This is a genomic window from Sporosarcina sp. UB5 (genome assembly GCF_050859005.1).
Taxonomy (GTDB): domain Bacteria; phylum Bacillota; class Bacilli; order Bacillales_A; family Planococcaceae; genus Sporosarcina.
On record NZ_CP125984.1, the window covers coordinates 3,097,282 to 3,109,608 of the forward strand.

Annotated in this window: 11 protein-coding genes; 3 read left to right on the top strand and 8 right to left on the bottom strand. The window is 42.4% G+C overall.

Annotation, left to right across the window (positions count from 1 at the left end):
- From QM454_RS15610 to cyoE, 4 genes are all read right to left on the bottom strand, one after another.
- Positions 1-627 (bottom strand): cytochrome (ubi)quinol oxidase subunit III, encoded by a 627-nt coding sequence (locus tag QM454_RS15610; protein ID WP_432359557.1) that lies wholly within the window; start codon positions 625-627, stop codon positions 1-3.
- Positions 627-2,501 carry a cbb3-type cytochrome c oxidase subunit I gene (locus QM454_RS15615; protein ID WP_432359559.1) on the bottom strand — a complete coding sequence of 625 codons (1,875 nt, stop codon included), beginning with the start codon at positions 2,499-2,501 and terminating at the stop codon, positions 627-629. The genes QM454_RS15610 and QM454_RS15615 overlap by 1 nt, the downstream gene beginning before the upstream one ends.
- 32 nt (positions 2,502-2,533) lie before the next feature.
- Positions 2,534-3,595 carry a cytochrome c oxidase subunit II gene (coxB, locus tag QM454_RS15620; protein ID WP_432359562.1) on the bottom strand — a complete coding sequence of 354 codons (1,062 nt, stop codon included), beginning with the start codon at positions 3,593-3,595 and terminating at the stop codon, positions 2,534-2,536.
- A 99-nt stretch (positions 3,596-3,694) separates the two neighbouring features.
- Complete coding sequence (cyoE, locus tag QM454_RS15625; RefSeq protein ID WP_432359565.1) at positions 3,695-4,612, bottom strand: heme o synthase; 918 nt, start codon at positions 4,610-4,612, stop codon at positions 3,695-3,697.
- 326 nt (positions 4,613-4,938) lie between these two features.
- On the opposite strand from cyoE, the gene QM454_RS15630 reads away from it, so the two are divergent.
- Positions 4,939-5,850: a COX15/CtaA family protein gene (locus QM454_RS15630; RefSeq protein WP_432359567.1), complete on the top strand. Its 912-nt coding sequence runs from the start codon at positions 4,939-4,941 to the stop codon at positions 5,848-5,850.
- Between the two features lie 45 nt (positions 5,851-5,895).
- Here QM454_RS15630 and pyc read toward each other — a convergent pair whose 3' ends face one another.
- The 3 genes from pyc to QM454_RS15645 all read right to left on the bottom strand — a co-directional run bounded on the left by pyc (position 5,896) and on the right by QM454_RS15645 (position 10,993).
- Entirely contained in the window at positions 5,896-9,342 is a 3,447-nt protein-coding gene (pyc, locus tag QM454_RS15635; protein WP_432359570.1) for a pyruvate carboxylase, read from the bottom strand.
- A 19-nt stretch (positions 9,343-9,361) separates the two neighbouring features.
- A complete protein-coding gene (locus QM454_RS15640) occupies positions 9,362-10,528 on the bottom strand; it encodes an FtsW/RodA/SpoVE family cell cycle protein (RefSeq protein ID WP_432359573.1) in 1,167 nt (388 codons plus the stop codon).
- A 183-nt stretch (positions 10,529-10,711) separates the two neighbouring features.
- A complete protein-coding gene (locus QM454_RS15645) occupies positions 10,712-10,993 on the bottom strand; it encodes a DUF1507 family protein (RefSeq protein WP_432359576.1) in 282 nt (93 codons plus the stop codon).
- A 191-nt stretch (positions 10,994-11,184) separates the two neighbouring features.
- Between QM454_RS15645 and QM454_RS15650 the strand changes: the two genes are divergently transcribed.
- Entirely contained in the window at positions 11,185-11,685 is a 501-nt protein-coding gene (locus QM454_RS15650) for a peptidyl-prolyl cis-trans isomerase (RefSeq protein WP_432359579.1), read from the top strand.
- 24 nt (positions 11,686-11,709) lie between these two features.
- Positions 11,710-11,913 (top strand): YlaI family protein, encoded by a 204-nt coding sequence (locus QM454_RS15655; RefSeq protein WP_432359582.1) that lies wholly within the window; start codon positions 11,710-11,712, stop codon positions 11,911-11,913.
- Between the two features lie 26 nt (positions 11,914-11,939).
- Here QM454_RS15655 and QM454_RS15660 read toward each other — a convergent pair whose 3' ends face one another.
- A complete protein-coding gene (locus QM454_RS15660) occupies positions 11,940-12,272 on the bottom strand; it encodes a YlaH-like family protein (RefSeq protein ID WP_432359585.1) in 333 nt (110 codons plus the stop codon).
- Positions 12,273-12,327 lie beyond the last annotated feature (55 nt).

Genomic DNA, 12,327 nt, shown 5'->3' on the forward strand with positions numbered 1-12,327 from the left:
TTAACCTACCACTCCCATCAAGTAGACTACAGTGAAGATGAATACCCAGACTACGTCGATAAAGTGCCAGTACAATGAAAATGTGTAGTACTTTGTTGCATTATAAAGGTTTAGACCGCGTTTTGCATTACGGAAAATCAACAATGTAATCCACACAAGTCCAACTGCAACGTGGAATCCGTGTGTTCCTACAAGTGTATAGAACGCGGAACTAAATGCACTGTTGTTATACGTGAAACCAAGTTGTACATAGTGCGTAAACTCGTAAACTTCAAGCATGAGGAACCCAAGTCCTAGAAATGCAGTAACGGCTAGCCATAGTTGCATTTTCTTAAAGTTGTAGTTACGCAGATGATACATGGCGAACACACTCGTCAATGAAGATGTTAGTAGCAACATCGTCATGACGAAAACTAGCGGCAATTCATAAAGTTCTTGAGTGGAGAATCCAAAACCGCTCGGTCCAGAGTTCTTCAACGCAATATACGTTGCGAACAGCGTCGCGAAGAGAATCGTCTCTCCACCGAGGAAGAGCCAGAAACCGACAAACTTGTTCTTTGCTTCCAGTGTCGCTTTTTCAGGATGCTCGGGCCAAGTTTCAGGGGTGAATTTTTTATTCAAGTCCATTAGTTTTGACCCCCTTTGCGTTTCAAGTCTCTGAGAATCTCATCTTTTTTAATATAGTATCCAGTGTCGTCTTGTACTGAACGTACTGACATTGAAACGAATGTCCAAAACAGACCGAAAACTAGAAGTGGAAGACCCCATGCGTATTCAAGACGGAACATCGCACCGAATCCAGCGATGAAAAGACCAAATGACATAAGAAGCGGAATGATCGAACCGTTCGGCATATGAATGTCTTTAATCGGTTCAGATGGAGTCAATCCAGACTCATTACCTTCCATCTTCTCAATCCATACAGTGTCAAGACCACGGACGAGAGGTGTTGCCGAGAAGTTGTAATAGATCGGTGGAGATTCAATCGCCCATTCAAGCGTACGTCCGTCTCCCCAAGGATCATTTGCAACTTTAACATTTTTAATAGATGTAATGATGACATTGTAAACAAGTACAATGACACCAATACCCATCAATAATGCACCAATCGTACTAATGTAGTTCGCCAAGTTCCATCCTTGTCCGTCCATGTACGTCCATACACGGCGAGGCATTCCCCAGAATCCAAGCCAGTGCTGGATAAGGAACGTCATATGGAAACCGATAAAGAAGAAGACGAATGTAATTTTACCAAGTGTCTCATCGAGCATCGTTCCAAACATTTTCGGCCAGTATAAATGCGTTGCCGCCAAAATTGCTAGTACAACCCCACCAACAATTACGTAGTGGAAGTGAGCTACGATGAAATAAGAATCATGCAATTGATAGTCAAGCGGTGCAGCTCCTTGCATAATACCCGTTACTCCACCCATTACGAATGATGGAATAAAGCCGAGTGCATAGAGCATTGGCGTTGTGACCTTAATGCTTCCGCCCCACATTGTCAATAGCCAGTTAAAGATCTTAACTCCTGTTGGTACTGCAATCGCCATCGTTGCAACAGCGAAAATTGCGTTCGCAGTTGGTCCAAGACCTACTGTAAACATGTGGTGAGCCCAAACCATGAATCCAAGGAATCCAATTAAAACAGTCGCAAAGACCATCGATGGATATCCAAAGAGTCGCTTACGGGAGAAGATTGAAAAGATCTCCGAGAAAATACCGAAAGCAGGCAAGATTAGAATGTAAACTTCTGGGTGACCGAAAATCCAGAAAATATGCTCCCAGATAATTGTGTTACCACCCATTGTATGATCAAAGAAGTTACCACCGAACATGCGGTCAAATGTTAGGAAGAAAAGACCGACAGTCAATGGAGGGAATGCGAACAGAATCATCGCAGACGCTACAAATGTTGTCCATGTAAACAACGGCATACGCATGTACGTCATACCAGGCGCACGCATGTTAATAATTGTGACGAGGAAGTTAATACCCGCCATTAGCGTACCGCCCCCTGCAATCTGAAGACCGATTGCATAGAAATCAATACCATGGCCTTCCGATGCAAGCGAGAGTGATGCATATGATGTCCAACCAGCATCAGGAACTTGATTGAAGAACCAAGAAACATTTAGGAATAGTCCTCCGAAGAAGAACATCCAAAAACCTAACGAGTTGATGAATGGGAACGCTACGTCACGTGCTCCAATTTGCAATGGCATTATCGCGTTCATAAATCCAAATAATATAGGCATGGCCGCTAGGAAAATCATCGTCGTTCCGTGCATTGTAATCAAATCATTGAAAAGTCCCGCACTAACGAAATCGTTGTTCGGCGTAAGAAGCTGCCAACGAATGATCAAAGCTTCAATACCACCGAGCACGAAGAAGAATCCACCGCCTAAGAAGTAAAGGATTCCGATCTTCTTATGGTCGACTGTTGTCAGCCAATCCCATAGCGTTGCGCCAAAACCCTTTTTTTGAGCAACTGAACTCACAATGTGTACCTCCTCTTCAAAATCCGAAAAGATTATTTTTCAACCGACAACCCCATTAAGTATTCAGCTAATGCATCCAAATCCTGATCAGAAAGATGATCGAATTCAGGCATTAGATTGCCTGGTTTGTTTTTCTGTGGGTACTTAATCCAATCGATTAAGTCTTTTTTCGTATGATCCATGAATCCTGCAACTCTGTTACGGTCTCCGAATGTTGCAAGGTTCGGTCCTAGTGCCCCGCTTGTTCCTACACCTGAAGTAGCGTGACATCCAATACAACTTTGTTGGAACACTTCCTCACCTTGAGGATTTGCTACGACTTGATTTTCGCCAGATGCTTGCATTGCAACTACCCATTTGTCGAATTCAGGACGCGGCATCGTCTTCACTTTGAAGTCCATTAGAGCATGAGAAGGTCCGCAAAGCTCCGCACACTTACCGTAGAACACGCCGTCTTTCAAATTCCTGGAATCTTTCTCGAAGACCAAATAAAATTTGTTAACGTTTTCTACGTTCGTATCAAGTTTTCCACCGACAGCTGGAATCCAAAAGGAGTGCTTCACGTCTGCAGCAATGAGATTGAAGTAAACCTTTTCATCCATCGGTACTACTAATTCCTGCGCAGTTACAATTCCTAGGTCAGGATATTCAAACTCCCACCAGTATAGTTTTGCTGTGACATCAACGACGAGATTCTCAGCATTCCCATCTTCATCTACAGCACCCATAGCAGATACATCCCCAAGTTTATACGTATAGTAAACTGTTGGGACAGCAAGTAGCAAGATTAATAGAATTGGGATAATCGTCCATATAAGCTCAAGCTTATGACTGCCTTCAACTTGTTCTGGGATATGATCTTCACCCAACTTGGAACGTCTGAAACGCACTAACGCGATTAAGTAAATTACGACTACGACGATAATGACGAGTAACATAATTGCTGACGACAATAATAGCAAGTTGAACTGGTCTTGACCGACTTGTCCGGCAGGCAAAAGAGTTGATATCTCTTCTTGTCCACACCCTGCAAGGAATACCGTCAGTACTGCCAATAGTGAAAAGAGACGCCACTTCTTGAGTCCTTTCATCATCGCTAACTAATACCTCTCTTTCTAAAAAAATGTTTTCTTCAATGAGGACTGTTGACCCCTCTATAATGAATTCCTGTCAAAAAGAAAGAATTCCATCAGTTAAATGAATATCGAAAATATGAGTATTGCGACAAACAGGATCGTCATGTAGTTCAAGGAGAAGATGAACATGGATGTAGCCCACTTCAAATCATCCTTCGCTTTGAATCCCTTTATCGAAAAGTATAACCAACCGATATTCAGAGCCGTTGCTAGTACAATGAATCCAATTCCAAGTTCTGAAAGTAAGAATGGCATTGGAAACAATAGAAGAATCCAGCCCAAAATTGACTTCTTCGTCCTTTCAAAACCTTTGACAACCGGGAGCATAGGAATGCCGGCAGCCCGGTATTCTTCAGTTCTTCGCATAGCTAATGCATAAAAATGTGGTGGTTGCCAAGCAAACATAATTAGGAACAGCGCCCATGCACCTATGCCGAGAGACGGTTCAACTGCCGCCCAACCGATAATTGGCGGTATGGCTCCAGAGATGCTGCCTACAACCGTGTTGCTAACATGCACTCTCTTCGACCACATTGAATAGAGGACAACATAGCTGAACACACCTACAAGGCCCCATAGTCCTGCCGCCGGTGACGCAGCAAACAAGAGCACTTCACCTAAGACAATAAAAGTAACTGCCAGCGCCAATACAGCCGGTGCTTTAAATCTACCAGTTACCGTTGGACGCGATTTCGTTCTTGTCATGACCGGGTCAATATCCCGATCAATAAGATTGTTCAAAGCTGCTGAACCTGCAATGATTAATCCGGTACCGAAAAGCCCATACAAAAGCAAATCCAAATTGGCTATGAAACTTTTGCCTGTATATTGGAATGCGAGAAACAGTCCGGTGAAAGTTGTAATAAGGTTTGAATTCACTATGCCGATTTTAATAAGTGCTAAAAAATCCTTCAAAATGGAAGTGGATTCGATATCCGGTTCGACGGATGAAGAAATCGCTCGACCGTTTGACATATGTACCCTCCTTTCAAGGACGTCAGCAAAGACTGCTATACTTTAACTATATCGAATTTCGGAAATAATTTCTATGTTATAAGATTTCCTTCGATACGCAAAGCGTTTTGTCAGTCATTTTAAATTATATCGTCATATCTATAGTAAATCATTTCCTTACGCTCTTTTGTGAAGTTAAAGGGTCTTTTTTATGAACAATTTGTGAAAACTCAGTATGAAATGGCAATTCTAGCTATAATGCGTTGTTTTTTCACCTTCTTTTCGCTAACATCAATAATTGGGACCTTCTTTATTTTGGTCATCATTTCTTAAAGTAGGTGTCTTACTTGCAATATAATAGATATTTGAAATGGTTCGGGGTTGCCTCCACAATTGGAATGCTATTAATCTTACTAGGCGGGGCGCTTGTTACAAAGACTGATAGTGGGATGGGATGTGGAAGACATTGGCCAGGTTGTAATGGTCAATTGATCCCGAATGAAATTACAGCCGAAGTGCTTATTGAATTTTCACATCGTGTCGTCACAGGAGCAGTCGGTATTTTAATCGTCGTTCTTGCGGTTTGGTCGTGGAAAGCGATTGGCCATAAAAGGGAAACGAAGCTACTATCTTTCTTGGCTATATTCTTCCTAATTTTACAGGCTTTAATTGGTGCTGCACAAGTCCTTTGGGGACAAGGCGACTTCATCCTTGCACTGCATTTTGGCATTTCCCTTATTTCATTTTCGTCCGTATTACTTCTTACATTACTTGTCTTTGAAGTCGATCAGAAATTCGATGCTGACAGGATTTCAATAGGCAAGACACTCAAATTCCACACAATCGGTGTTACGATTTACTCGTATATCGTCGTATACACTGGAGCACTCGTCCGTCATACTGAATCGGAATTGGTATGTACTGATTGGCCGATGTGTAATAATGGGGATTTCTCACTGCCGGCAAACTTTTGGGAATGGGTACAAATGAGTCATCGAGCTGCTGCTGCACTCATATTTATTTGGCTTGGAGTTATTGCTATTCATGCTATCCGGCATTATAAGAATCAACGAGTTATTTATTGGGGATGGATAATTGCATTCGTTTTAGTAACTTTTCAAGTACTAGCAGGCGCAGCAGTTATTCTGACTCGTTTAAATCTCTATTTAGCGTTAGCCCATTCATTGTTTGTCATTCTTCTCTTCGGATTATTAACGTATATGGTTCTTCTAGTCTCGAGGAGCAAGCATAAGAATTAATAAAGCACCCGCGTGGAATTCCACGTCGGGTGCTCTTTCTTTACATTAATGTTCAAGTTCGAGTAGGAGGTCGCCTGTTGAAATAGCGTCACCAGGGGATACATGAATTTCTTTTACGACTCCATCGAATGGTGCTTGGATTGTCGTTTCCATCTTCATCGCTTCAGTAATGAGTAAGTGCTCCCCTCTCCGCACTTTTGCTCCTTTTGAAACTGCAACTTTCAACACCGTTCCCGGCATTGTCGCTGCAATGTGGGATTCATTTGCAGGATCTGCTTTCTGCTTACGGACAACATCCGATTCCACATTCATATCTTGAATAACTACTTCCCTCGGCTGTCCATTCATTTCGAAGTACATGACGCGCGTACCATCTGTCTGAGGTTCACCGATGGAAACTAGCTTAATGATAAGCGTTTTTCCTTTTTCAATCTCAACTTCAATTTCTTCGCCCAATCTTAGCCCGTATAGGAATTCCGGTGTGCTGATGACGGAAATATTTCCAAATTCCTTTTTCATCGTCGAATATTCTTCGAACACTTTTGGATAAAGTGCATATGCGAGCGCATCTTTCATTGTGGACGAATGACCTAAAATCTCTTCCGTCTTGGAAAGTAGCGCTTCAAAATCGACATCCTCCAACAGCTCTCCTGGACGGACAGTAATTGGCTCTCTCTCTTTCAGAATAACTTGTTGCAATTCCTTAGGGAACCCGCCGTATGGTTGACCGATATACCCTTCGAAAAACTCGATGACAGACTCTGGGAAATCGATCGTTTGTCCGCGTGAAATAACGGTCTCTTCATTCAAGTCATTTTGTACCATGAAGAGCGCCATATCCCCTACGACTTTGGATGACGGTGTCACTTTTACTACGTCGCCGAAAAGCAAGTTGACACGTGAATACATCGCTTTTACTTCTTCCCATCTTTCACCGAGGCCGACAGCTTTAGCTTGCTGTTGCAAGTTGGAATATTGACCGCCCGGCATTTCATGGACATACACTTCGGAATGCGGGCTTACCATGCCACTTTCAAAGTTTTGGTAATACTTTCTAACATCTTCCCAGTAATATGATAATGATTCAAGCGCCTTAACATCCGCCTTCACTTGACGTTCACCGTATTGCATTGCGTAATACAACGAGCTAGCTGACGGTTGTGATGTAAGACCTGCCATTGAACCGAGTGCTGTATCGACAATGTCTACTCCAGCTTCGATAGCTTTTGCATACATATAGATGCCATTTCCACTCGTATCATGGGAATGTAGATGGATAGGAATGTCTACAGTCGCTTTTAATTCGGAAATGAGGCGGTAAGCAGCTTCTGGCTTCAACAGGCCTGCCATGTCTTTAAGAGCAAGAATATGTGCTCCTGAAGCTTCAAGCTCCTTTGCCATTTCCTTATAATATTCTACCGTATATTTAGCTCGAGAATCATCGAGGATGTCCCCTGTATAACAAAGGGCTGCCTCTGCCACTTTTCCGGCTTGACGCGTCGCATCAATTGCCACTTCCATCCCCTTGATCCAGTTCAGGCTGTCGAATATGCGGAAAACATCAATTCCTGATTCCGCCGCAGTTTTGACAAATTCACGAATGACGTTATCCGGATAATTGGAATAGCCGACAGCATTAGCGCCACGGAACAACATTTGGAATAAGACGTTTGGAATCTGCTCTCTAAGCTTAGCAAGTCTTTCCCACGGGTCTTCCTTCAAAAAGCGGTATGCGACGTCAAATGTAGCACCGCCCCACATTTCAAATGAAAACAGATCAGGCATTAGCCTTGCAGATTCAGCAGCAATATTCGTAAGATCCGAAGTGCGGACGCGTGTTGCAAGTAAAGATTGATGTGCATCCCTGAACGTTGTATCTGTCAGAAGGACATTATCCTGCTCCTTTATCCATTGGATTAGTCCCTCAGGCCCTCGTGCATCCAATATTTGCTTTGTGCCCATAGTTGGAGGCGTAGAAAGGTCTACTGCAGGCTTTCTAGTGGAATGGAATAGTGGTTTTGGCTGTTTACCAATTCCAGGGAATCCGTTGACAGTTACGTTTCCTAAGTAATTCAATATTTTAGTTCCGCGGTCTTTTCGAACTGGAAACTCAAATAATTCAGGTGTCGAATCAATGAAGCTTGTATCATAATCACCTGTAAGGAAGCTTTCATGACGTACGACATTTTCAAGGAATGGGATATTTGTTTTAACTCCCCTGATCCGGAATTCTTGGAGGTTCCGGTCCATTTTTGCAGCTGCATCCCTGAAAGTCGTTCCCCAAGTCGAAACTTTGACGAGCAAAGAATCATAGTATGGCGTAATAACAGCTCCTTGGAAGCCGTTTCCTGCATCGAGTCGGACACCGAAGCCGCCTCCCGACCGGTAAACCATCAGTTTGCCCGTGTCAGGCATGAAGTCATTTAACGGATCTTCCGTCGTAACCCGTGATTGGATTGCATAACCAAACAACGGGATGTCCTCTTGCTGAGGAATAGCTGCCTCCCCTTCGTGCAGATTTCCACCATTCGCAATATGGATTTGCGATTGGACGATATCGACACCCGTCAACATTTCAGAAATAGTATGTTCTACTTGAATTCGCGGATTAACTTCGATAAAATAAAAACTTTCGTCTGCCACAAGGAATTCAACAGTTCCAGCATTAATATACGAAATATTTTTTGCTAGCTTAACCGCAGCTTCACATATTTCAAGACGTAGGTCATCACTTAAGGAAATTGATGGTGCGATTTCTACAACTTTCTGGTGACGGCGTTGAATCGAACAATCTCGTTCATATAGGTGAATGACATTGCCATATGTATCACCCAAGACTTGAACTTCAATATGTTTTGGCTTATTAATGTATTTTTCCACGTAAACTTCATCGGAACCAAACGCCGATTTAGCTTCAGACCTTGCGCGTTCAAATGCCTCTACTACTTCGTCTGAGGAATTTACGATCCGCATCCCTCTACCACCGCCGCCTAATGACGCTTTGATGATAATCGGATACCCGTATTCATCGCCGAACGAAGCTACTTCCGCTACAGTAGACACCGGTCCATCGGTACCAGGGATGACTGGGATTCCTGCTTTTATCGCCTGTTCCCTAGCCTTTACCTTATCCCCAAACATTTCAAGGTGTTTGGATGTCGGTCCGATGAAAATGATGCCTTCTTCTTTTAGTCTGCGGGCAAATTCTGCGTTTTCGGCAAGGAAACCATAGCCGGGATGCACAGCGTTCGCACCCGATGATTTTGCAATCTTGATGATCCCTTCGATGTCAAGATAAGCGTCAATCGGTTTTTTACCTTCCCCTACCAAATACGATTCATCTGCTTTGTAACGGTGGAAAGATCCCCGATCTTCCGCGGAATAAATACCAACAGTCGGTATTTCCAACTCAGTGCACGCTCGAAAAATGCGGATAGCGATTTCACCGCGGTTTGCTACGAGAATTTTCTTAATTTGTCCTGTTTCCACCATGAGGCACTTCCTTTTTCAATTATTTGTTTTTTTGATACTTTAGGAACATCGACACATTCATCAATATTCCTAAAGATAAAGATAGCAGAATTGTTGAGGTTCCGCCATAACTAATGAATGGGAGTGGAACCCCAGTAAGCGGAATAAGGCCGGTTAAGCCACCAATATTGACAAAAGTTTGAACACCAATGACACTTCCAATACCCGCAGCAAGCATCCGTGCTTGTGGATCTTTCGTACGCATCGCGATGTATAGCGCACGCAAAACAATGAACCCTAATCCCCCTAGAACAATTACTGTGCCTAAAATTCCGGTTTCTTCCGAAATGACAGCCATAATGACATCAGTTTGCGGTTCCGGTAAGTAGCCCATCTTTTGAATGGAATTTCCTAGACCGAGCCCTTGTACCCCGCCAGTCCCAATTGCAATATATCCGTTTGCAATTTGATAGCCCGATCCTTGCACATAATCGAAAGGGTTCAAAAAAGCCAGTATCCTCCCTTTCCTTCCAGCTGTCATAATTGTATCCCAAAAGAAATAGAGGATCGTAGCGACCGGAATCATTGCAAGCATAAGGATTCCGCTCAGTTTCGTGAACGTCTTAAACTTTATTCCGCTAGCAGCGATGACGGAAAAGGCAGCCATCATAATAATAAATGATGTCCCAATATCCGTTTCAAGCATAATTGAACCTATGGCAAGTATAAGTATAACAACCGGCTTGCCAATTGATTTATTAATAGCATCAAGTGATCCCGCCTCATGCTTTTTCGCAAATACACTTGCAAAATAGACGATGATGACAAGTTTCGCAACTTCCGAAGGCTGGATGCTACCGAAACCAGGCAGTTTAATCCAGCTCTGGGCACCAACGTCTCCGCCATAACCGATGAAATGGACAAGAACAAGTAAACTGAACATGACACCGACCGCTGCTATCATGATTTTTTTTCTTTTATAATTTTGAAACGGAAAGAAGGAAGCAAAGAAGAAGACCGGTAACGATATTGCGATATTTATTAGTTGTTTATTATAAAAATAGTCAGGTGGATAGTTATACCGATTAACTGCCCACACCATACTTGCACTGTAAATCATCACTAATCCGAAGAAGCAGAGTAGGAGATAGACAATAAATAATGAATAATCAAAGTTCCTCAACATTTTTTTGAAATATCTTCCCATTAGCTTACCTCGACTTTTTTATCAATTTCACCTCGGCGAAACTGTGTCCAGTTTTTGAATTTTGATTGCGCAATGAACTCCCCTCAAAATCCGTGACCATCCGCCGGAGGCTTTACTTTTTTTCATCATAGGGATAAATCAACTTAAATAAAAAACTCAAACCAACATTGAGTTTGAGTGAGTTTATTTTTTTGTATATAGCTCATGTAACACATTCATCTCTTTTTCAAGCAACGAAAGGATTTCCTTCCCTTTCTCACGTTCAATTAAACCAACTTTGACAGCAAAGTCGATTTCCCTTGATAAGCCGTACATTTGCGTATCTAACACTTCCTCGTAAAGTGGGCACTGAGGCATCGTCAAATGATCCATCTGTACTTTTATGAGTTGTGCTATTTTATCCGCATCAGCTTGTAGCTGTTTCAATGCTTTTTCTTGATAGGTTTCCTGTAATTCAATATCCATGAGGACGCCCCCATTCACCTATTATCTTTACGTGGTGATTATGAATAAATTGTATCTTTCAAGAAGATAAATTGCAAGTGTTTCCCTTTTGAATATGTGGTGGAAATTCAATGGCTTCCCACTTTTCAAAGAAAGCGGTATACTATTCACTATATAGAAACGTCAACTTTTGATTGTGGGAGGCTATTCACTTGGAAACGATCATTACAATTAACGGCAATGTAAAGCATGCAATTACACTCGATCCAACGGTTTGGATTTTTGATGACCGTAAAATCGACTTGAATACTTTCTTTACAGAAGGCTTTACCGAGAGAGATGAAGATGAAGAGTATAAGAGAAGTATGGGCAATCATTGGTCTCGAGAAATAATGGAAGGTGCAACGTTCCCGCCGACTTTAAAAACAGAAAAGAAGTTTGACAGACAGAAGTTGGTGACTGGGACATTCGGCATCTCACTTGACCAGTTTGTAAAAAATGCAGAACCCGATGAAGATGCAAAAACAATTACATTTTTAACGATGGACGGACAAAAAGATACGTTCCCCATTTCTGATATCGACAAGTTCTTATTCAAATTCAGTCAGGACGGCAAACCGTTAAAAGAAGACGGGCCCGCCCACCTTCTTTTCAAGGACGGCTCGAACATCGGACAACCTTTACGAAAAGTCATCGGAATTGTCATTGACTAATACATAAACGAAGGAGTTGAGTGCATGAGAGTCAAATGTGTCCTATGTGACGAAATCGGACAACTTGCAGATGACGCTCCTCTAGCGAAGAAGTTGAGGAATCATCCGATCAATACGTATATGTGCCCGAGTTGCAGCGAACGAATTACGGAGCAGACAAACGTAAGACTTTCCACCGGAAAATTCATTTTCCATCGCAGCTCCCATCCATCAGAAGATAATTTCTAAAATCAAGACATAAAAAACTCCACCAATCAAACGGTGGAGTTTTCTTTATGCTCGTTCATCCTGCGGACCCTATAAATAATCAAAATGAGTGCCGCAACGATTAACCCTTCCACTATCGGAAGGAAAATGGCGAAAAACGTTAAGATGATGCATCCAAGAAAAAGAAAGCTATAAACGACTACGTTTTGCCAAAGCTTTATTTTTCGAGCGAACCCTAATTTGTAAACAATGGCGGACAGGATGAAAACAACCGCGAACAATAACATTCCAGTGACAGAAGACGATGTCAGTTCATAAATCATTCGAACGACTGGAGACATTGCTTCGATTGTTTCTGCATCCCCGATAGTACTATTCATGTAGCACATTCCCTTCTAAACAAAGCGATTGTACGCATTCTTTTTTACTGCTTCC

Excerpts from the sequence above, each read along its gene's own strand:
- QM454_RS15610 (WP_432359557.1), bottom strand. The coding sequence starts at position 627 with ATGGACTTGAATAAAAAATTCACCCCTGAAACTTGGCCCGAGCATCCT.
- coxB (WP_432359562.1), bottom strand. The coding sequence starts at position 3,595 with ATGATGAAAGGACTCAAGAAGTGGCGTCTCTTTTCACTATTGGCAGTA.
- cyoE (WP_432359565.1), bottom strand. The coding sequence starts at position 4,612 with ATGTCAAACGGTCGAGCGATTTCTTCATCCGTCGAACCGGATATCGAA.
- pyc (WP_432359570.1), bottom strand. The coding sequence starts at position 9,342 with ATGGTGGAAACAGGACAAATTAAGAAAATTCTCGTAGCAAACCGCGGT.
- QM454_RS15640 (WP_432359573.1), bottom strand. The coding sequence starts at position 10,528 with ATGGGAAGATATTTCAAAAAAATGTTGAGGAACTTTGATTATTCATTA.
- QM454_RS15645 (WP_432359576.1), bottom strand. The coding sequence starts at position 10,993 with ATGGATATTGAATTACAGGAAACCTATCAAGAAAAAGCATTGAAACAG.
- QM454_RS15655 (WP_432359582.1), top strand. The coding sequence starts at position 11,710 with ATGAGAGTCAAATGTGTCCTATGTGACGAAATCGGACAACTTGCAGAT.
- QM454_RS15660 (WP_432359585.1), bottom strand. The coding sequence starts at position 12,272 with ATGAATAGTACTATCGGGGATGCAGAAACAATCGAAGCAATGTCTCCA.